Below are 19,201 nucleotides of genomic sequence, written 5' to 3'. Positions count from 1 at the left end.
AGCACATACCCTCCACTGGTAAGGCGATTAGTGTAGCCATTCCTCCTCCCCCTTCAAAGTCAGCCGCTATAGCGGCAAGGACGAAGTCATGCCTGAAGAAAAAGTAGTGATGTACGAATCTGCGGAAGCAGCCAGCATTCAAACCGTCACCGGCTGGGTCGGCGCCGACGGCCGCTTCTGGGGCAACGATGAGCACATGGCCCGCTACTGTGGCGCCACTCATCGACGCTGTGAGAAAAATCCAGATCACCCGATCCACGAAGTTCGCAGTTGGTGCAAGCAGTGCCAGGAAGAAAGCCGCCAAGAGAAGTTTGCGGCAATGCCAGTCAAAGAGTGGACCGGAGAGCCGCTGGTTATCTTCGACGGCGGTGAATATTTCTTCGACGAAGACAGCCTGCGCGACTACCTCATCGACAACGACATTGATCTGGCCGACCTGCAGCTTTGTATCTGCGAGCCGAACATGCCCCGGCAGATCGACCCGTCAGACGTCTTCTGCGATGACTTGCCGGAGGATGGCGAAATCCGCGATCAGCAGCTCGTCGCAGCGTTCGACTTGCTGAACGAGATGATCCGCCAGTCGGAGCCGCTGTCGTGGTCAGAGGGCAAGTTCGCCGCCTCGCTTCCGCAGTCGTTCATTAATGAGATCGTGGCTGCGCGGGTGGCGGCATGATCATTCTCGCAGCGCCAGCCCTCGCCTGGTTCGCCTACGTGTACTGCTACAAGGGGCCGCGGTGATGAATATTTACCGACACACCTTCGCGGCCGTCTGCCCATCAGATGGGGAGTTGATCATCTATCGGCTGGAAGTTCGTTCGCCACTCATGATTCGCGTCGAGCACATCAAGACGGCGACTGCATTGATCAAAAAAGGCTGGCACGAACAGATCGCCGACCGCCTGACTGAAACTCTCGGCGGTGAGCAGACCATCATCGCCACTCACCAGGGCGTAGAAATCGAAACAGTGAGGCTCAGCGGATGATCGCTTATCACGGCACGCCAATCGGCGGCACTCGACAAGACGGTGCTCGGTTCCTTGCCGGCCGGCACGCGCTTGTGCCGTTCCCGCGCCAGGACGATATGGGCATTGTCGCCGATGTCTGCCAGTCGTTCGTCTTCGACAACGGTGCGTTTTCGGTGTGGAAGAAAGGCGGCACCCTGGACGTCGGTGGATACACCCGTTGGGTTGAGCAGTGGCACCGGCATCCGGGTTTCGACTGGGCGCTGATCCCCGACGACATCGATGGGGATGAAGCGGCGAACGACGCGCTTCTGTCGGCATGGCCACCGGAGTTGCGCGGTGTGCCGGTTTGGCATTTGCACGAATCGTTACAGCGTCTCGCCCGGCTCGCATCTGACTGGCCAACAGTGGCAATCGGTAGTTCTGGTCAGTGGGCAAGTCCGGGCACTCCGGCCTGGTGGAAGCGGATCAGTTCAGCAATGGACGCAATCTGCGACGACATGGGCCGCCCGGCATGCCGACTCCACGGACTGCGCATGCTCGACCCGGCGATCTTCCAGCACCTCCCCTTCGCATCCGCTGATTCCACGAACGCCGCGGTCAACGGCGGCAGCATCAGCCGCTTCGGCATGTATGCCCCGCCCACTGCCGGCCAGCGCGCCAACGTCATCGCCGAACGCATCGAATCACACAACAGTTCGCCGATCTGGCAGCGAGAAACTCAGGCCGAGATGGCCATCTAATCCACCACCTTCTGTCGCCATACGCGGCATGGTGCATGCACATGGTCAGATACAAGACCGTAGAGCAGTTCTCTCGGGAGTCGGGCTATACCCCCGACGCCATCAGAACCAAAATCCGCGACGGCAAATGGCCGAAACATCTTGTTTGGCGGAAAGCGCCAGACGGCAGAATTTTAATAGACGTAGAGGGATATTACTCATGGGTCGAGATGGGGGAGGCGTCCGCGCCGCATCTGCAAGTAGTATCGAAATCACTTTCCAATACCAGGGCGTCAGGTGCCGTGAGCGCATCGCGCTCAAGCCCACCGCCGCTAACCTGAAAAAGGCCGAGCAGCACAAGACTGCGATTGAGTATTCGATCGCGAACGGGACTTTCGATTATGCCGCAACGTTCCCGAAGTCGAAGCGCGCCGACGCATTCAAGCGCACCGATGCCAGACAAACCATTGGGGATTACCTGACAGAATGGCTGGAGCGGAAAACTCCGACACTCAAATCAAGCACGGTCGCGTTCTACGAAACGACAATCCGCGCAACCCTCAAACCGATGTTCGGCGACCTGCCTCTTAATGAGCTGTCAAAAAAGATCATCAGAGAAAAGATGTCGACCTATAAGGTGGTCAACAAGACGCTGATGAATGTTCAGAGCTGCTTTCGCTCTGCACTTAACGACGCAGTTGAGGATGAAATTTTGGAGAGCAACCCGCTTTCTGGGTGGGCATACAAGAATCGTGAACAGCTAAAGGAGGAAGATGACGTTGACCCATTCAACCGCGAGGAGCAATTGGCGATATTAGCTGCAGCCAGGGGCGATACGTGGCCGCAATTGCAGTTCTCTTTCTGGACAGGTCTTCGACCCAGCGAACTGATCGCCTTGGAATGGGGGGATATCGACTGGATCGCGGGGGAGATAAGGATCGTCAGGGCCAAGACGCGGGCTGCGAAAGAGCCAGAGTCGACCAAGACGTTAGCAGGAAGGCGCACCGTGAAGTTACTGGCTCCGGCGCGAGAAGCGTTGCTCAAGCAGAAAGAGTTGACCTTCCTGGCTGGCGGCAGGGTGTTTCTCAATACAATCACCGGAGAGCCCTGGAAGCATGCCGGATACATTTACCGGGTCATCTGGATGCCGGCGATGAAGAAGTCAGGTGTTAGGTGGCGGCGACCCTATCAGAGTCGCCACACCTATGCCTCGATGATGCTATCTGCCGGCGAGAATCCAATGTGGGTAGCCAAGCAACTTGGCCACAAAGACTGGACCATGATCGCCAAGGTTTATGGTCGCTGGATGCCCTCCGCTGATGTCGGAGCCGGAGGGCGAGCCGAGGCACTTTTTGCCGGTAATGCCAGCGTTATGACAACATCTCCTCTAGACAGTGCGGTTTAAGTCGAAACGATCCAGGTTCATCACTTTGGTCCACGCAGCCACGAAGTCCTTGACGAACTTCTGCTGCGCATCGGCGCTGGCATAGACTTCGGCCAGCGCACGCAGCTGCGCGTTCGAACCGAAGACCAGGTCAACCCGGGTGCCCGTCCACTTCACCGCACCGGTTTTGCGGTCACGCCCTTCGAACGCCTGCTGGGCATCCGACACCGGCTTCCACTCCACGCCCATGTCCAGCAGGTTGGTGAAGAAGTCATTGGTCAGCGCTTCCGGCCGTTGGGTGAACACACCGTGTTTACTCTGGCCGACGTTGGTGTTCAACACCCGCAGGCCGCCCAGCAGTACCGTCATTTCCGGTGCGCTGAGCGTCAGCAGTTGTGCCTTGTCGATCAGCAAGGATTCGGCGGGCACGCGGTACTGGGTTTTCAGGTAGTTACGGAAGCCGTCGGCAATCGGTTCAAGGAAACCGAAAGACTCGACATCGGTCTGTTCCTGGCTGGCGTCCGTGCGACCCGGGCTGAACGGCACCGTCACACTGTGGCCGGCGTTTTTTGCCGCCTGTTCGACACCCGCGCCACCGGCGAGCACGATCAGGTCGGCCAGGGAGATTTTCTTGCCGCCGGCTTGCGCGCTGTTGAACTCCTTCTGGATGCCTTCAAGTTTGGCCAGCACGTTGGCCAGTTGCTCCGGCTGGTTGGCCGGCCAGGATTTCTGCGGCGCCAGGCGCAGGCGCCCGCCGTTGGCACCGCCGCGTTTGTCGGAACCACGGAAGCTGGACGCTGCGGCCCACGCCGTCGATACCAGCTGCGAGACCGACAGGCCGGACGCCAGCACCTTGCTTTTCAGGCCTGCCACATCGCTGTCGTTGACCAGCGGATGATCGACGGCAGGGATCGGGTCTTGCCACAGCAGTTCCTCGCCCGGCATTTCCGGGCCGAGGTAGCGCGAGAGCGGGCCCATGTCACGGTGAATGAGTTTGTACCAGGCGCGCGCGAAGGCATCGGCCAGTTGATCGGGGTTGGCCAGGAAGCGCCGGGCAATCGGTTCGTAGATCGGGTCGAAACGCAGGGCCAGGTCCGAGGTCAGCATGGTCGGATCACGACGTTTCGACGGATCAAAGGCATCCGGAATGATCCCGGCACCGGCACCGTTCTTCGGTTTCCACTGATGGGCGCCGGCCGGGCTCTTGGTCAGTTCCCAGTCGAAACCGAACAGGTTTTCCAGGTAGTTGTTGCTCCATTTGGTGGGCGTGGTGGTCCAGGTCACTTCCAGGCCGCTGGTGATGGCATCGGCCCCTTTGCCGGTGCCGAATGTGCTCTTCCAGCCCAGGCCTTGCAGCTCAAGGCCGGCGGCTTCCGGTTCCGCCCCGACGTTGTCGGCAGGCCCGGCGCCGTGGGTCTTGCCGAAGGCGTGGCCACCGGCGATCAACGCCACGGTTTCCTCATCGTTCATCGCCATGCGGCCGAAGGTTTCGCGGATGTCCTTGGCCGAGGCGACCGGGTCCGGTTCGCCTTCCGGGCCTTCCGGGTTCACATAGATCAGGCCCATCTGCACCGCGGCGAGGGGGTTTTCCAGATTGCGGCCATTGTCGGTACGGCTGTCCTCGTTTCTGCCAGGCTCAGCCACCAAGGGCACATCGCCGGGTTTTTGCGCCGGTTTGTCTTCTTTTCCGTAACGCGTGTCACCACCCAGCCATTTGCTTTCAGAACCCCAGTAAACGTCTTCGTCCGGCTCCCAGACATCCGCGCGTCCACCGGAAAAACCAAACGTCTTGAAGCCCATGGATTCCAGGGCGACGTTACCGGTGAGGACGATCAGGTCGGCCCAGGAGATCTTGTTGCCGTACTTTTGCTTGATCGGCCAGAGCAGCCGGCGGGCCTTGTCGAGGCTGACGTTGTCCGGCCAGCTGTTGAGCGGTGCAAAGCGTTGCTGGCCGGAACCGGCGCCGCCCCGGCCGTCACCGGTGCGATAGGTGCCTGCGGCGTGCCAGGACATGCGGATAAAGAGAGGTCCATAGTGACCGAAGTCCGCCGGCCACCAGTCCTGGGAATCGGTCATCAGCGCAGTCAGGTCTTTTTTCAGCGCCTGGAAGTCAAGGCTCTTGAAGGCTTCGGCGTAGTTGAAATCGCCCCCCAACGGGTCAGACTTGGGCGAGTGTTGACTCAGGATCTTCAGATTCAGTTGGTTCGGCCACCAGTCGCGGTTCGTCGTGCCACCGCCAGCGGCGTGATTGAACGGGCATTTCGATTCAGTTGACATGGCATCTCCTCTTGATTTTGTTTTCAGCTAACCACCCTTGAGCGTGGATCCGGATCACCGATTGATGAAATAGCTTTTCGGTATGGGATCCATAGCCTTAAGGCTATGACAGCCCCGCGATCAGTCGCTCCAGACCATCCATTAAAGTACCGGTCCGGGAAACTGTCGCTTCATCCGGTGGAGATAGCTGATAAACAGCGCAAATCAGTCATGCGATGCAAGATCATCAACACCTGCCTCAATGGATTAACACCATTTGCTACAAGAACGTTGGCAACTGGAAGGATTGTTTGCCGCGAGAGGTTTCGCCATGTACCTCAAAGCCATTGTCATCTGGGTATTGCTGGCGATCATCGTTGTCGCCGTGCTCGGTCGCCTGGTACATAACGCCAAGGTCGCCGACCGGGCGCTCAAGATCGCCAAGCCGGATCATCAGCCTCACGGGCGAAAGAATGACAAGGCCCCATGACTGACCCGGGGCAACAGGGGCGGCGACGATTCGGATCGCCGCGCGGCCTCAATCACTCGAGACTTTGCTCCAGGCAATAAAAAACCGGCCTTTCAGCCGGTTTTTTATTGTTCACTCAACAGCACTTGGGTCCGGCTTTACTGCCGTAACGGGCTTCCTGGCGCTCGCGGAAGAACGCCTCGTAGTCCATCACCGGTTTGTCCGGGTGCTTGGTCTGCATGTGCTCGACGTAGTTGTCGTAGTCGGGCATGCCGACCATCAGGCGCGCGGCCTGACCGAGGTATTTGCCCAGGCGACTCAGGTCATTGAACATGCTGCCCTCCTTGCCTATGCATTCGGCAACGCCTGGAATGGCGCTTCTTTATCCGTACGCTCTTTGTTGCCCCAGGCGGCGATACCGACCTTGAGCGCGAAGAACAGGATGCTGAACACCACGAACAGGAACAGTGCGGTCAGCGTGGCGTTGGTGTAGGCGTTGAAGATCACGTGCTGCATCTGCTCGATGCTCTTGGCCGGGGCCAGTACCTGACCATTGGCCAGGGCATCGCTGTATTTCTTCGCCAGGGCGAGGAAGCCGATCGCCGGGTTGGCATCGAACAGCTTGATGAAGCCGGCGGTGGTGGTGCAGATCAGCAACCACACAGCCGGCAGCAAGGTGACCCAGGCATAACGCTGGCGCTTCATCTTGATCAGCACCACGGTGCCGAGCATCAGCGCGATACCGGCCAGCATCTGGTTGGAGATGCCGAACAGCGGCCACAAGGTGTTGATGCCGCCCAGCGGATCGATCACGCCCTGGTACAGCAGATAACCCCACATGGCCACGCAACCGGCGGTGGCGATCAGGTTGGCGGTCCAGGATTCGGTGCGGCGCAGGGCCGGCACGAACGAACCGAGCAGGTCCTGAAGCATGAAGCGCCCGGCACGGGTGCCGGCGTCGACTGCGGTCAGGATGAACAGCGCTTCGAACAGGATCGCGAAGTGGTACCAGAACGCCATGGTGTTCTCGCCCGGCAACAGCTGGTGCAGGATCTGCGCGATCCCCACCGCCAGGGTCGGCGCACCACCGGCACGGGCCAGGATGGTGGTTTCCCCGATGTCGTGGGCCACCGCTTGCAACGCTTCCGGCGTGATCGCAAAGCCCCAGCTGCTGACGGTTTGCGCAACGGCCACCGCATCGGCGCCCACCACGGCCGCCGGGCTGTTCATGGCGAAGTACACGCCCGGATCGATCACCGAGGCCGCGACCATGGCCATGATGGCCACGAAGGACTCCATCAGCATGCCGCCGTAACCGATGTAGCGGGCATGCCCCTCATTGGCGAGCAACTTCGGCGTGGTACCGGAAGAGATCAGCGCGTGGAAGCCCGACACCGCGCCACAGGCGATGGTGATGAACAGGAACGGGAACAGACCGCCCTTCCATACCGGACCGGTGCCATCGATGAACTGGGTCAGGGCCGGCATTTTCAGCTCGGGCATGGTCACCAGGATGCCGATGGCCAGGGCCACGATGGTGCCGATTTTCAGGAAGGTCGACAGGTAGTCACGGGGTGCCAGGATCAGCCACACCGGCAACACCGCGGCAACGAAACCGTAACCGATCAGCATCCAGGTGATCTGGATACCGGTGAAGGTAAAGGCCTTGGCCCACACCGGATCCGCGGCAATCTGCCCGCCGAGCCAGATCGAGCCGAGCAGCAACAGCACGCCGATCACCGAGATCTCACCGATGCGGCCCGGGCGGATGTAGCGCATGTAGATGCCCATGAACATCGCGATCGGGATGGTCGCCATCACTGTGAAAATGCCCCAAGGGCTCTCGGCCAGGGCTTTCACCACGATCAGCGCCAGCACCGCGAGGATGATGATCATGATCAGGAAGCAACCGAACAGCGCGATGGTGCCGGGGATGCGGCCCATTTCTTCACGGACCATGTCGCCCAGGGAGCGGCCGTTGCGGCGGGTGGACATGAACAGGACCATGAAGTCCTGCACGGCACCGGCCAGCACCACGCCAGCGATCAGCCACAGCGTGCCGGGCAGGTAGCCCATCTGCGCCGCCAGCACCGGGCCGACCAGCGGACCGGCACCGGCAATGGCCGCGAAGTGGTGGCCGAACAGCACGTGTTTGTTGGTCGGAACGTAGTCCAGACCATCGTTATTGAGCACAGCCGGCGTGGCCCGAGTGGGATCGAGCTGCATCACTTTGTTGGCGATGAACAGACTGTAGTAGCGGTAGGCAACGAGGTAGATGGCGACGGCTGCGACTACGATCCACAGGGCGTTGATCGCTTCGCCGCGGCGCAGGGCCACGACACTCAGCGCAATCGCTCCCAGGACAGCCACGGCAAACCAGGCGAGGTGTTTAGCCAGACGGGGCATAGCGTGTCTCCTGCCGACAGCCAGTGACTGCGGCGGTAATTTTTATAATTGTGTCCGCGGTGCGGAGCTGGCCCAATATCTGCGCATGCCGTCCACAAATAAATCCGCGTTACTACGTACGTGGCGTCTACGTAGTTCTACGTAGACGCCATAGATCCCCTGTGGGAGCGGGCTTGCTCGCGAAGGCGGTGGATCAGTCAATATTGATGTCAACTGACCCACCGCTTTCGCGAGCAAGCCCGCTCCCACACTGGTTTTGCATTTCATCCCGGCCACCCGTCATTCCGTCCAGCAACGCTACAGGCCGAGCGCCTCTTTGGCATATGATCCCCAGCCTTCGCGCGGGCAGGAGTCAACATGCAGCTCAAACACAAGATCGTCGCCCTCGGGATTCTGCCGCTGGTTCTGGCCATTGCCGTCATCTGCGCGCTGGTGATTTCCCTCAACCGCCAATTGGGCGATCAACAGGCGCAACTCATCGAAGACAGCATTCTGGCGAGCAAGCGCGCGGAGTTGAAAAACTACGTGGAAATGGCCCAGAGCCTGATCGCCCCGCTGTACGACGACGGCCATGGCGACGCCCGTGCCCAGCAGCAAGTGCTGGAAGAACTGCGCAAGCTCAGCTTCGGCATCAACGGCTACTTCTTCGTCTACGACCACGAAGGCCGCAGCCTGATGCATGCGCGCCAGTCGGACCTGGTGGGCCAGTACCTGTGGGACATGAAGGATCCCCACGGCCTGCCGGTGATTCAGGCGTTGCTGAAAAGCGCGCAATCGGGCGAAGGCTTTCAACGCTACGCCTGGAACAAGCCCTCCTCCGGCCAGGTGACCGACAAGCTCGCCTACGTGGTGATGCTCGACCGCTGGGGCTGGATGCTCGGCACCGGCATCTACCTCGAGGACGTCGAGCGTGCCACCCAGCAGGCCCGTGCCGAAGTGGCCATGGGCATCCGCAAGACCATGATGGCGATTGCCGTGGTCGCCCTGGTCGCGGTGCTGTTTGTCTTCGCCACCGGCATGACCCTCAACGTCAGCGAGCATCGCCTGGCGGACAAGAAACTGCAGCGCCTGACCCAGCGCATCGTCAGCCTGCAGGAAGAGGAACGATCCCGGGTGTCCCGCGAGTTGCACGACGGCGTCAGCCAGGTGTTGGTCTCGATCAAGTTCCAGTTCGAACTGGCCAGCCATCTGCTCGAAAGCGGACAAGCCCAGGACAAGGGCCTGAACACCCTGAAGGACGCCACCGAACGCCTGGGCGATGCCATCGGTGAAGTGCGCAGCCTCTCCCATGACCTACGCTCATCCTTGCTCGACACCCTCGGCCTGCCGGCGGCCATCGGTCAATTGGCCGCGGAATTCGAGCAACGCAGCGGGCTGACCGTGACCTACGACGAAAATGAATTCGACTGCCAACTGGTCGACGGCGCGGCGGTGTCGCTGTTTCGCATCGTCCAGGAAGGCCTGACCAATATCGAACGCCACGCCCAGGCGAAGCACGTGTCCATTACACTGCGCGGCTGCGACGAGTCCGTGCGGCTGACGCTGGTCGATGACGGCATCGGTTTCAACGTCGCCCAGGTCGAACGGCGTCAGGCCGGCATTGGCTTGCGTAACATCCGCGAACGCGTCGAACATTATGGCGGGCGCTTCGACTTGATCTCGGTGCCGGGCAGAAGCGAGCTGGACGTACGACTGCCGATGAAGCCTGGCGCAAAACACTGAGCCGGCCCCACCACTACAAGAGTGAATAGCTGCGATGAACCTGCCCTCCCCGATCCGCATCGCCCTGGTCGACGATCACTCCCTGGTGCGCGACGGCATCAAGGCGCTGCTGGCCGTGATGTCGCCCCTGGAAATGGTCGGCGAAGCGGAAAACGGCGCCGACGCCATCGACATGGTCGGACGCTGCCAGCCGGACCTGCTGCTGGTCGACATCAGCCTGCCGGACATGAACGGCCTGGAACTGACCCGCGTACTGCGCAGCCAGTACCCGTCGCTCAAGGTGCTGGTGCTGAGCATGTACGACAGTTACGAATACGTCAGTGAATCGGTGCGCTCCGGCGCCAGCGGCTACGTGCTGAAAAACGCCCCGTCACGGGAAATCATCGCCGCCATCGAAGCCATCACCAGCGGCGGGACCTTCTACAGCGCCGACATCGCCCAACGGCTGATCGCCGACAAGAACACCGACAACGAACTGACCCCGAGGGAAAGCCAGGTGCTGTCGAAGATGGCGCAAGGGCTGAACAACAAGGAAATGGCCCGGGAGCTGGACATCAGCGTGCGCACGGTGGAAACACACCGCCTGAGCATCCGGCGCAAGCTCAACATCGACAAACCGGCGGCGCTGGTCAAATACGCCATCGATCACGGCCTCATTTCCCGCTGACACCCCGCCCCACTGTGGCCACTGCAAAAACCTGTGGGAGCGGGCTTGCTCGCGAAGGCGTTGTACCAGTCACCATCAACATCGAATGACACACCGCCTTCGTCGGAACGCCGCCCGGAGCAAGCCCGCTCCCACAAGGGGGGGCACCGAATCATCCATTGACTGCATCGATAGTCACCATTGATTCAATGAAGTTCTCTTAAAAAATCCACGGCGTAACATCTGCTCCATACCCACCCATAAGCACCCCGGAGCACACGATCATGAAACGCCAGACCCTCCTCAGCATCGCTTTCTCGGTTTTCGCAGTTAACGCTTTCGCCGCAAACTCTGCTCAACCTGTGGTCGCTGAAGGCGGCTCGGATCGTCTGATCGAAAACCGCGTCGCCGCCGATGGCTCCGACAAGTTGATGGAGAACCGCGTCGCTGAAGGTGGCTCCGACAAACTGCTGCAGAACCGCGTCGCTGAAGGTGGTTCGGATCGTCTGATCCAGAATCGTGCAGCATAACTAATCGCTGCACCACAACGCCCAACAAAAAACCCGGCCTGATCAGCCGGGTTTTTTCATGTTTGTTTGCAGGCTTTCACTGGTTTGGAGGTCACTTCATTTTCTGCGTGGGCACGTTCCCTTGTGGGAGCTGGCTTGCCTGCGATGGTCGTTAACGATAACGCGGGTGAACTGGATAAACGCGGCGCACTGAAGTCCATCGCCAGCAGGCTGGCTTCTACAGTTTCAGCGTGGGCACGGTCCTTTGTGGGAGCTGGCTTGCCAGCGATGGTCGTCAACGTTAACGCGTGTGACCTGGATAAGCGCGGCGCACTGGAGTCCATCGCCAGCAAGCTGGCTCCTACAGTAGTTTCAGCGTGGGCACGTTCCCTTGTGGGAGCTGGCTTGCCAGCGATGGTCGTTAACGATAACGCGTGTGAACGGGATAAACGCGGCGCACCGGAGTCCATCGCCAGCAAGCCCGGCTTCTACAGGCATTGCATTGACACTTCATCGACACCTGAAACCACCCGCACAAAGATCAAAAAGGAATTAATAAATAAAAATTAAGTATTTATCGTTATAAAAGTAGAAGCGTACTCTCCAGTCATCCCGTCATTCATCACCACAGTGAAGTGCCCCATGAATCCGACTGACAACCTCATCGACTTCGCCAGCTACCGCAAACGCAAACAAGCTCAGCAACGGGCACGGGCCATGTGGGAGATGTACGCACGCAACGCCGGATTTCAGGCATTCCAGTGGGTTCAGGCGTCTCGGTCTGCCGAGACACGTCAGGCGTGAACGCGCACGAACCCTCGCGCTTTCTGATAAGCGCGGGCGAGCCTGTGCTGGACCTGAACAATCCGGATGCCCCTGAAGAGGACCCGATCTGCGAACGGGTAGCACAAAACCTGCTACGCCTGCGGGGCAAGCGCCATCTGTCCCTCGATGCCCTGGCCCGACAGTGCGGCGTGAGCCGTGCCATGCTGGCGCAAATCGAATCGGGGCGCAGTGTGCCGTCCATCAAGGTGCTGTGCAAAATCGCCAAAGGCTTGAAAGTATCGGTGGCTGCGTTTCTGGAGCATCGGGCCTTCGAAGGTGTGGCCGTGCTGTCGGCGAGCCAGAGCAAACGCCTGGTCAGTGCCAACGGCGCTTTTGTCAGCCGCGCCCTGTTCCCCTTTGACGTGGCGCGCCAATCGGAATTCTACGAACTGCGCCTGAGCCCGTTGGGAGAGGACCATTCACAGGGCCATGGCCCAGGCGTCCAGGAAAACCTGGTGGTGGCGCAGGGTGTGCTGGAAATCAGCGTCAACGACGAGCGTTACCTGCTGTCCACGGGGGATTCGATCCTGTTTTATGCCGACCAGCCCCACCGCTATCGCAACCCCGCCGACAGTGAAGCGGTGGCTTATCTTGTAGTGACCTACCCGGAACGCCTGGACTGAAACGACCTGTAGGAGCGAGCTTGCTCGCGATGGGCTGAAGGCTGACGCGTTTTTTCAGAAAACCCGCGTCATCGTTGACGTCCATCGCGAGCAAGCTCGCTCCTACAGTTACAGGTACAGTGCAGGGATCAGCAGGTGCAGCACATCAGCGGCATGCCGTTGCAGCTCATCATCATCGGCATGCTGCAGTCGTTCATCATTTTCATCATCAGCTCGCAGCAGTTTTTCATCATGTCCATGTTCATGCCGGCCATCGGCATGATTTTGCACATCATGCCGTCAGCCATCATGGTGCATTCCATCACGCACTTCATCGACGGCATCGGCATGCCCATCATCGGCATTGGCATCATCATGTTCATCATCGGCATGGCCATGCTCGCCCGGGACATGCACATCATGCTCATGTTGCCGCAGTGCATCATCATCGGCATGCCGCAGTTCATCATCATCTGCATCATTTCAGCGCTGTTCTTGAACATGGCCATGTCCATGCCAGCGGCCGGCATCATCTTGCACATCATCCCGTCGTCCATCATGTCGCAGGACAGGGTCGCCATCATCATCGGCATGCCCATCATCGGCATCATTGGCATGGTGGCGTTCATCGGCATTGGCATCTGCATGGCATTCATCATGGTGTTGCTCCCTGAAGGACTGGATAGTTGGGCGAAGCTGATGGAGGCCGATTCTAGGGAATCGGCCGAGCGCAACAAGCTGGCGATCGAACAGCCAAAGTCGATGTCAGGGCAGGCTTAACGAGGCAGGCAGGACGATTGTTTCTGCTGTGACAAACAATCGGATTCGATCACGGACAAGATGAAAACCATGACGCTGATTATTCGGTTATGGATATGCAGATTGCATCTATATAAATAGCGGAAAGAAATAATCGTTCTAACCGATGCCACAATCTTTCCCTCCAGGTGCACCGACACGCCGCTTCACCGCTGATCCCCTTCTTTAAGCTGCCTTTCTCTCCCGATGTTGGGCCTGAGCCCGAAGCAACCCCGTGCCTGCCGTTTGTCCGCTGCGACCGGTGGCGCACACTTTTGCACGCCATCCAGCCAGAAACTCCGTTCGGGGACTTGTGCTATCGGTATTATGGTATACCATCAGACGCACAGACACCCAAAACCTCCACGGAGCAGCTCATGAGTTTCGAAATCCGCAAGATCGTCAGCTATGTCGAAGAAACCTTTATTGAAGGCGGCAAAGCCACCGATAAGCCCGTGACCATGGTCGGTCTGGCCGTGGTGATGAAAAACCCCTGGCTGGGCAACGGTTTCGTCGAAGACCTGAAACCACAGATCCGCGCCAACTGCTCCGACCTCGGCGCACTGATGGTCGAGCGCCTGGTGGGCATCATCGGTGGCGCCGAGAAGATCGAGGCTTACGGCAAGGCTGCGGTGGTCGGTGCCGATGGCGAAATCGAGCACGCTTCGGCGGTGATCCACACCCTGCGCTTCGGCAACCACTACCGCGAAGCGGTCAAGGCCAAGAGCTACCTGAGCTTCACCAACAAGCGCGGCGGCCCGGGTACTTCGATCCAGATCCCGATGATGCACAAGGACGACGAAGGCCTGCGTTCGCACTACATCACCCTGGAAATGCAGATCGAAGACGCCCCGCGTGCCGACGAAATCGTCGTGGTCCTGGGTTGCGCCGACGGCGGCCGCCTGCACCCGCGCATCGGCAACCGCTACATCGACCTGGAAGAACTGGCCGCCGAAAAAGCCCAGTAACCGGCCAGCAGAACGACAACAAGAAGGCATTGCAGGAGCGCTCCATGATTCGGCTCACCGCTGAACTCACCCCGGCTGGCACCAGTTACCTGGCGACCGGCCAAGGCCAGCCCGTGGTCTTGATCCACGGCGTGGGCCTGAACAAAGAAATGTGGGGCGGCCAGATCGTTGGCCTGGCCACGAAGTACCGCGTCATCGCCTACGACATGCTCGGCCATGGCGCCAGCCCGCGGCCAGAGAGTGGCACACCGCTGCTCGGTTATGCCGACCAGTTGCTGGAGCTGCTCGACCACCTGCAATTGCCCAAGGCAACGGTGATCGGCTTTTCCATGGGCGGGCTGGTGGCGCGGGCGTTTGCCCTGCACTACGCGCAACGCCTGGAAGGCCTGGTGGTGCTCAACAGTGTGTTCAACCGCAGCGCCGAACAGCGCGCGGGGGTCATCGCCCGCACCAGCCAGGCTGCCGAACACGGGCCGGACGCCAATGCCGAAGCGGCGCTGTCGCGCTGGTTCAGCCGCGAATACCAGGCGGCGAACCCGGCACAGATCGCCGCGATCCGCCAGACCCTGGCCGGCAATGACCCGCAGGGTTACCTGACCACCTATGAACTGTTCGCCACCCAGGACATGTACCGCGCCGACGACCTGGGCAGCATCCGGGTGCCGACGCTGATCGCCACCGGCGAGCTGGACCCCGGTTCGACCCCGGAAATGGCCCGACAACTGGCCGAACGCATTCCCGGCGCGACCGTTGCCGTGCTCGCCGAGCAACGGCATATGATGCCCGTAGAATCGCCGCGCCTGGTCAACCAGCTGTTGCTGGAGTTTCTGCAGGCCGCGCACTCCCAACAAAACCAGATCAAGGGGATCGTTGCATGACACTCGCACGCTTCCAGATGTGCATCGGCGGTGAATGGGTCGATGCCCTGTCCGGCAAGACCTTCGAAAGCCTCAACCCGGCGCTGGCCGAACCTTGGGCCGAATTGCCCGATGCCGACGAAGCCGATGTCGAGCGCGCCGTACAAGCCGCGCAAACCGCTTTCGACAGCCCGGCCTGGCGCGGCTTGACCGCCACCGCGCGCGGCAAATTGCTGCGACGCCTGGGCGACCTGATCGCCGAAAACAAGGAACAACTGGCGCAGCTGGAAAGCCGCGACAACGGCAAGCTGATCCGCGAAACCCGTGGCCAGGTCGGTTATCTGCCGGAGTTCTTCCACTACACCGCAGGCCTGGCCGACAAACTCGAAGGCGGCACCCTGCCGCTGGACAAGCCGGACCTGTTTGCCTACACCGTGCACGAAGCCATGGGTGTGGTTGCCGCGATCATCCCGTGGAACAGCCCGCTGTACCTGACCGCGATCAAACTCGCTCCGGCCCTCGCGGCGGGCAACACCATCGTGATCAAGCCGTCGGAGCACGCCTCGGCGACCATCCTCGAACTGGCGCGCCTGGCCCTGGAAGCCGGGATTCCGCCGGGGGTGGTCAACGTCGTCACCGGTTATGGCCCAAGCACCGGTGCCGCCCTCACCCGCCATCCGCTGGTGCGCAAGATCGCCTTCACCGGCGGCGCGGCCACGGCGCGGCATGTGGTGCGCAGCAGTGCGGAGAACTTCGCCAAACTGTCGCTGGAACTGGGCGGCAAATCGCCGAACATCATCTTCGCCGACGCCGACCTCGACAGCGCGATCAACGGCGCCATCGCCGGGATTTATGCCGCTTCCGGGCAGAGCTGCGTCTCCGGTTCGCGCCTGCTGGTGCAGGACGAAATCTACGACGAGTTCGTCGGCCGTCTGGTGGAACGCGCCCAGCGCATTCGCATCGGCAACCCCCAGGAAGACAGCAGCGAAATGGGCCCGATGGCCACCGCGCAGCAACTGGCCGTGGTCGAAGGCCTGGTGGCCGATGCCATTGCCGAAGGTGCGCGCCTGCGCCTGGGCGGCAAGCGTCCGCAGAATCTGGGCGACGGCTGGTTCTACGAACCGACGCTGTTCGAGTGCGACCGCAACTCGATGAAGATCATGCAGGAAGAAGTCTTTGGCCCGGTGGCTTCGGTCATCCGTTTCAAGGACGAAGCCGAAGCCCTGGCGATCGCCAACGACTCGCAGTTCGGCCTCGCCGCCGGCATCTGGACCCGCGACCTGGGCCGTGCCCACCGCCTGGCCCGGGACGTGCGCTCCGGGATCATCTGGGTCAACACCTACCGCGCGGTCTCGGCCATGGCGCCGATCGGCGGTTTCAAGAACAGCGGCTATGGACGCGAAAGCGGCATCGATTCGGTGCTGGCCTACACCGAGCTGAAAACGGTGTGGATCAACCTGTCCCAGGCACCGATGCCTGATCCCTTCGTGATGCGCTAGGAGTCCTGGAAAATGATCGAACCCGGCATTTACAAAGACGTGATGAGCTCGTTCCCGTCCGGGGTCACGGTGGTCACCACCCTGGACCCGGACGGCGGCATCGTCGGCATCACCGCCAGCGCCTTCAGTGCGCTGTCGATCGACCCGGCACTGGTGCTGTTCTGCCCCAACTACGGCTCCGACACCTACCCGGTGCTGCGCGACAGCAAGCAGTTCGCGATTCATTTGCTGTCCGCCGAGCAGACCGCCGAAGCCTATGCCTTCGCCGGTAAAGGCAAGGACAAGGCCAAAGGGATCGAGTGGCACCTGAGCGAACGGGGCAACCCGATCCTGGCCAAGGCGACAGCCATCATCGAGTGCGAGCTGTGGCGCGAATACGACGGCGGTGATCACGCGATCATCGTCGGCGCGGTGAAGAACCTGATCCTGCCCGAGCAACCGGTGACGCCGATGATCTACCACAAAGGCAAGCTGGGCCCGCTGCCTGCCCTGGCCTAACACAGACCCTGTAGGAGCGAGCCTGCTCGCGATGGTCGTGAACGATAACGCGTGCTGCCTGACAGCCCTTGGCGTTCTCGGGTTTTTCGCGAGCAAGCTCGCTCCTACAGGTAACCCTCTTTTCTTTCAGGAGCCGGCATGAGCCCAGCAGCCTCGCAATTGTTCCGTCAGCAGGCCTACATCAACGGCCAATGGCTGGACGCGCCGCATGGCGCCTGTCAGGACATCTTCAACCCGGCCACCGGCGAGTTGATCGGCCAGGTGCCGAACCTCGGCGCCGAGCATGCGCGCCTGGCCATCGACGCCGCCAACAAGGCCTGGCCGGCCTGGCGCGCGCTGACCGCCAAGGAGCGCAGCAATACGCTCAAGCACTGGCATGCCTTGATGCTGGAAAATGCCGACGCCCTGGCACACATTCTCACCCTCGAACAAGGCAAGCCACTGGCCGAAGCCAAGGGTGAAATTCTCTACGCCGCGAGCTTCATCGAGTGGTTCGCCGAGGAAGCCAAGCGCATCTACGGCGACACCATTCCCAGCCACAAGGGCGATGCGCGCATCGTGGTCAGCAAGGAGCCGATTGGTGTGGTCGCGGCCATCACGCCGTGGAATTTCCCGGCGGCGATGATCACCCGCAAGGCCGGCCCGGCGCTGGCCGCCGGCTGCCCGTGCATCGTCAAGCCGGCTCCGGAAACACCCTTCTCGGCACTGGCCATGGCTGCACTGGCGGAACAGGCCGGCATTCCAGCGGGTATTTTCAACGTGATCACCGGCGACGCCATCGCCATCGGCGCCGAGCTGACCGCCAGTGCGCAGGTGCGCAAATTGTCGTTCACCGGCTCCACCGCCATCGGCAAACTGCTGATGGCCCAGTGCGCGCCGACGCTGAAAAAAGTCTCGCTGGAGCTGGGCGGCAACGCGCCGTTCATTGTCTTCGACGACGCCGATCTGGAACGCGCCGTCGACGGTGCGCTGATCGCCAAATTCCGCAACGCCGGACAGACCTGTGTCTGCGTCAATCGCTTCCTGGTGCAGGCCGGCATCCACGACGCCTTTGTCGCACGCCTTGCCGAACGGGTTTCGCAGCTCAAGGTCGGCAGCGGTTTCGAAGAAGGTGTGACCCAGGGCCCGCTGATCAACGAGCGTGCCGTGGCCAAGGTCGAAGAGCACGTGCAAGACGCCCTGGCCCAGGGTGCACGACTGCTGTGCGGCGGCGAGCGTCATGCGCTGGGCAACGGTTTCTTCCAGCCGACCGTGGTCACAGGCGTCACCCCACAGATGAAAGTCGCCCGCGATGAAACCTTCGGTCCGCTGGCCGCGGTGTTCCGTTTCGACACCGAGGCCCAGGCCATCGATATGGCCAACGACACCGAATTCGGCCTGGCCGCCTACTGCTACACCCGCGACCTGGGCCGCGCCTGGCGCATGAGCGAGGCGCTGGAGTACGGCATGGTCGGGATCAACGAAGGGCTGATTTCCACCGAAGTCGCCCCCTTCGGCGGCATCAAGTCCTCGGGGCTGGGCCGTGAAGGCTCCAAGTACGGCATCGAGGATTACCTGGAACTCAAATACACCTTGATGGGCGGCCTTTGAGCCCACGGGAGCTACGCAAATGAGCAACGAAAAATACGAAAAAGGCCTGAAGATCCGCACCCAGGTGCTGGGCGAAGCCTACGTCAAGCGCTCCATCGAGAACGCCGACGACTTCACCCGACCGTTGCAGGAGATGGTCACCGAGTATTGCTGGGGTCATGTCTGGGGCCGTGAGGGTTTGTCCCTCAAGGAACGCAGCATGATCAACCTGGCGATGATCTCGGCCCTCAACCGGCCCCATGAACTCAAGCTGCATGTGCGCGGCGCCTTGCGTAACGGCCTGAGTCGTGAGCAAATACGCGAAATATTGCTTCAGGTCGGCATTTATTGCGGTGTCCCCGCTGCCGTAGACAGTTTCCGGCTCGCCCGTGAAGCCTTCGCCGAAGCCGATGCCGAGGCCTCCAGTTAACCCTTGGCTGTTTGATCCGACCGAGCACCGGGATTCCCGTAATCGAAGTGCTCTTTTTGCATGGACAGCCACAATCAGA

At 60.8% G+C, this 19,201-nt stretch carries 20 protein-coding genes and 1 pseudogene; 17 read left to right on the top strand and 4 right to left on the bottom strand.

From position 1 onward, the window contains the following. The first annotated feature begins 88 nt into the window (after positions 1 to 88). From AC3WN7_RS18920 to AC3WN7_RS18905, 4 genes are all read left to right on the top strand, one after another. Positions 89 to 673, top strand: a complete 585-nt coding sequence (locus AC3WN7_RS18920; protein WP_102675192.1) for a hypothetical protein — start codon at positions 89 to 91, stop codon at positions 671 to 673. Between the two features lie 64 nt (positions 674 to 737). Continuing rightward, positions 738 to 983, top strand: coding sequence for a hypothetical protein (locus AC3WN7_RS18915; RefSeq protein WP_102675191.1), 246 nt, complete (start codon positions 738 to 740; stop codon positions 981 to 983). Next, the gene (locus AC3WN7_RS18910; protein ID WP_102675190.1) at positions 980 to 1,705 is read left to right on the top strand and encodes a hypothetical protein; all 726 of its coding nucleotides are present in this window, start codon (positions 980 to 982) and stop codon (positions 1,703 to 1,705) included. Before AC3WN7_RS18915 ends, AC3WN7_RS18910 begins: the two co-directional genes overlap by 4 nt. Positions 1,706 to 1,904: 199 nt before the next feature. Continuing rightward, entirely contained in the window at positions 1,905 to 3,089 is a 1,185-nt protein-coding gene (locus AC3WN7_RS18905; RefSeq protein ID WP_102675189.1) for a site-specific integrase, read from the top strand. On the opposite strand, the gene katG is transcribed toward AC3WN7_RS18905, so the two are convergent. Beyond that, complete coding sequence (gene katG / locus AC3WN7_RS18900) at positions 3,072 to 5,345, bottom strand: catalase/peroxidase HPI (protein WP_102675188.1); 2,274 nt, start codon at positions 5,343 to 5,345, stop codon at positions 3,072 to 3,074. The two genes, AC3WN7_RS18905 and katG, sit on opposite strands and share 18 nt — an antisense overlap. A 256-nt stretch (positions 5,346 to 5,601) precedes the next feature. Here katG and AC3WN7_RS18895 point away from each other — a divergent pair, with 256 nt between their 5' ends. Continuing rightward, the gene (locus AC3WN7_RS18895; protein WP_146022430.1) at positions 5,602 to 5,814 is read left to right on the top strand and encodes a hypothetical protein; all 213 of its coding nucleotides are present in this window, start codon (positions 5,602 to 5,604) and stop codon (positions 5,812 to 5,814) included. Between the two features lie 115 nt (positions 5,815 to 5,929). Here the strand turns inward: AC3WN7_RS18895 and AC3WN7_RS18890 are convergent, their stop codons facing one another. Both AC3WN7_RS18890 and AC3WN7_RS18885 read right to left on the bottom strand, forming a co-directional pair. Continuing rightward, positions 5,930 to 6,127: a YbdD/YjiX family protein gene (locus tag AC3WN7_RS18890; protein WP_007976534.1), complete on the bottom strand. Its 198-nt coding sequence runs from the start codon at positions 6,125 to 6,127 to the stop codon at positions 5,930 to 5,932. A 14-nt stretch (positions 6,128 to 6,141) separates the two neighbouring features. Further along, positions 6,142 to 8,199, bottom strand: a complete 2,058-nt coding sequence (locus AC3WN7_RS18885; RefSeq protein ID WP_015095657.1) for a carbon starvation CstA family protein — start codon at positions 8,197 to 8,199, stop codon at positions 6,142 to 6,144. A gap of 357 nt (positions 8,200 to 8,556) precedes the next feature. Between AC3WN7_RS18885 and AC3WN7_RS18880 the strand changes: the two genes are divergently transcribed. The 6 genes and pseudogenes from AC3WN7_RS18880 to AC3WN7_RS18855 all read left to right on the top strand — a co-directional run bounded on the left by AC3WN7_RS18880 (position 8,557) and on the right by AC3WN7_RS18855 (position 12,524). After that, positions 8,557 to 9,921 carry a cache domain-containing protein gene (locus tag AC3WN7_RS18880; RefSeq protein WP_095967471.1) on the top strand — a complete coding sequence of 455 codons (1,365 nt, stop codon included), beginning with the start codon at positions 8,557 to 8,559 and terminating at the stop codon, positions 9,919 to 9,921. A 34-nt stretch (positions 9,922 to 9,955) separates the two neighbouring features. Next, positions 9,956 to 10,588: a response regulator gene (locus AC3WN7_RS18875; RefSeq protein WP_095967470.1), complete on the top strand. Its 633-nt coding sequence runs from the start codon at positions 9,956 to 9,958 to the stop codon at positions 10,586 to 10,588. Positions 10,589 to 10,851: 263 nt separating this feature from the next. Continuing rightward, positions 10,852 to 11,094, top strand: a pseudogene (locus tag AC3WN7_RS18870) (hypothetical protein); the annotation flags it as partial. A 138-nt stretch (positions 11,095 to 11,232) separates the two neighbouring features. After that, entirely contained in the window at positions 11,233 to 11,646 is a 414-nt protein-coding gene (locus AC3WN7_RS18865) for a hypothetical protein (RefSeq protein ID WP_146022470.1), read from the top strand. Between the two features lie 72 nt (positions 11,647 to 11,718). Next, entirely contained in the window at positions 11,719 to 11,880 is a 162-nt protein-coding gene (locus tag AC3WN7_RS18860; protein ID WP_162831822.1) for a hypothetical protein, read from the top strand. 53 nt (positions 11,881 to 11,933) lie between these two features. Next, positions 11,934 to 12,524: a helix-turn-helix domain-containing protein gene (locus AC3WN7_RS18855; RefSeq protein ID WP_162130295.1), complete on the top strand. Its 591-nt coding sequence runs from the start codon at positions 11,934 to 11,936 to the stop codon at positions 12,522 to 12,524. A gap of 128 nt (positions 12,525 to 12,652) precedes the next feature. Here the strand turns inward: AC3WN7_RS18855 and AC3WN7_RS18850 are convergent, their stop codons facing one another. Further along, on the bottom strand, positions 12,653 to 13,162 hold the full coding sequence (locus AC3WN7_RS18850) for a hypothetical protein (protein WP_256585799.1): 510 nt from the start codon (positions 13,160 to 13,162) through the stop codon (positions 12,653 to 12,655). Between the two features lie 516 nt (positions 13,163 to 13,678). On the opposite strand from AC3WN7_RS18850, the gene AC3WN7_RS18845 reads away from it, so the two are divergent. The 6 genes from AC3WN7_RS18845 to AC3WN7_RS18820 all read left to right on the top strand — a co-directional run bounded on the left by AC3WN7_RS18845 (position 13,679) and on the right by AC3WN7_RS18820 (position 19,122). After that, the gene (locus AC3WN7_RS18845; protein WP_007978708.1) at positions 13,679 to 14,269 is read left to right on the top strand and encodes an amino acid synthesis family protein; all 591 of its coding nucleotides are present in this window, start codon (positions 13,679 to 13,681) and stop codon (positions 14,267 to 14,269) included. 44 nt (positions 14,270 to 14,313) lie between these two features. Continuing rightward, positions 14,314 to 15,147, top strand: a complete 834-nt coding sequence (locus tag AC3WN7_RS18840; RefSeq protein ID WP_007978706.1) for an alpha/beta fold hydrolase — start codon at positions 14,314 to 14,316, stop codon at positions 15,145 to 15,147. After that, the gene (locus AC3WN7_RS18835) at positions 15,144 to 16,625 is read left to right on the top strand and encodes an aldehyde dehydrogenase (RefSeq protein WP_102675643.1); all 1,482 of its coding nucleotides are present in this window, start codon (positions 15,144 to 15,146) and stop codon (positions 16,623 to 16,625) included. Before AC3WN7_RS18840 ends, AC3WN7_RS18835 begins: the two co-directional genes overlap by 4 nt. A gap of 12 nt (positions 16,626 to 16,637) precedes the next feature. Beyond that, positions 16,638 to 17,123, top strand: coding sequence for a flavin reductase family protein (locus AC3WN7_RS18830; RefSeq protein ID WP_007978701.1), 486 nt, complete (start codon positions 16,638 to 16,640; stop codon positions 17,121 to 17,123). A gap of 138 nt (positions 17,124 to 17,261) precedes the next feature. Next, a complete protein-coding gene (locus tag AC3WN7_RS18825; RefSeq protein WP_102675642.1) occupies positions 17,262 to 18,713 on the top strand; it encodes an NAD-dependent succinate-semialdehyde dehydrogenase in 1,452 nt (483 codons plus the stop codon). Between the two features lie 19 nt (positions 18,714 to 18,732). Beyond that, positions 18,733 to 19,122 (top strand): carboxymuconolactone decarboxylase family protein, encoded by a 390-nt coding sequence (locus tag AC3WN7_RS18820; protein ID WP_007978697.1) that lies wholly within the window; start codon positions 18,733 to 18,735, stop codon positions 19,120 to 19,122. Positions 19,123 to 19,201: the final 79 nt, after the last annotated feature.

It is taken from the genome of Pseudomonas sp. FW305-70 (assembly GCF_058783925.1).
Note: the sequence above shows the minus strand (reverse complement) of the source record. Positions and strands in the feature narration are given on the sequence as shown.

Coding starts and splice junctions, on each gene's coding strand:
- AC3WN7_RS18845 (WP_007978708.1), top strand. CDS start 13,679: ATGAGTTTCGAAATCCGCAAGATCGTCAGCTATGTCGAAGAAACCTTT.
- AC3WN7_RS18905 (WP_102675189.1), top strand. CDS start 1,905: ATGGGTCGAGATGGGGGAGGCGTCCGCGCCGCATCTGCAAGTAGTATC.
- AC3WN7_RS18840 (WP_007978706.1), top strand. CDS start 14,314: ATGATTCGGCTCACCGCTGAACTCACCCCGGCTGGCACCAGTTACCTG.
- AC3WN7_RS18910 (WP_102675190.1), top strand. CDS start 980: ATGATCGCTTATCACGGCACGCCAATCGGCGGCACTCGACAAGACGGT.
- AC3WN7_RS18880 (WP_095967471.1), top strand. CDS start 8,557: ATGCAGCTCAAACACAAGATCGTCGCCCTCGGGATTCTGCCGCTGGTT.
- AC3WN7_RS18850 (WP_256585799.1), bottom strand. CDS start 13,162: ATGATGAATGCCATGCAGATGCCAATGCCGATGAACGCCACCATGCCA.
- AC3WN7_RS18860 (WP_162831822.1), top strand. CDS start 11,719: ATGAATCCGACTGACAACCTCATCGACTTCGCCAGCTACCGCAAACGC.
- AC3WN7_RS18835 (WP_102675643.1), top strand. CDS start 15,144: ATGACACTCGCACGCTTCCAGATGTGCATCGGCGGTGAATGGGTCGAT.
- AC3WN7_RS18830 (WP_007978701.1), top strand. CDS start 16,638: ATGATCGAACCCGGCATTTACAAAGACGTGATGAGCTCGTTCCCGTCC.
- katG (WP_102675188.1), bottom strand. CDS start 5,345: ATGTCAACTGAATCGAAATGCCCGTTCAATCACGCCGCTGGCGGTGGC.
- AC3WN7_RS18885 (WP_015095657.1), bottom strand. CDS start 8,199: ATGCCCCGTCTGGCTAAACACCTCGCCTGGTTTGCCGTGGCTGTCCTG.
- AC3WN7_RS18820 (WP_007978697.1), top strand. CDS start 18,733: ATGAGCAACGAAAAATACGAAAAAGGCCTGAAGATCCGCACCCAGGTG.
- AC3WN7_RS18825 (WP_102675642.1), top strand. CDS start 17,262: ATGAGCCCAGCAGCCTCGCAATTGTTCCGTCAGCAGGCCTACATCAAC.
- AC3WN7_RS18920 (WP_102675192.1), top strand. CDS start 89: ATGCCTGAAGAAAAAGTAGTGATGTACGAATCTGCGGAAGCAGCCAGC.
- AC3WN7_RS18890 (WP_007976534.1), bottom strand. CDS start 6,127: ATGTTCAATGACCTGAGTCGCCTGGGCAAATACCTCGGTCAGGCCGCG.
- AC3WN7_RS18875 (WP_095967470.1), top strand. CDS start 9,956: ATGAACCTGCCCTCCCCGATCCGCATCGCCCTGGTCGACGATCACTCC.
- AC3WN7_RS18915 (WP_102675191.1), top strand. CDS start 738: ATGAATATTTACCGACACACCTTCGCGGCCGTCTGCCCATCAGATGGG.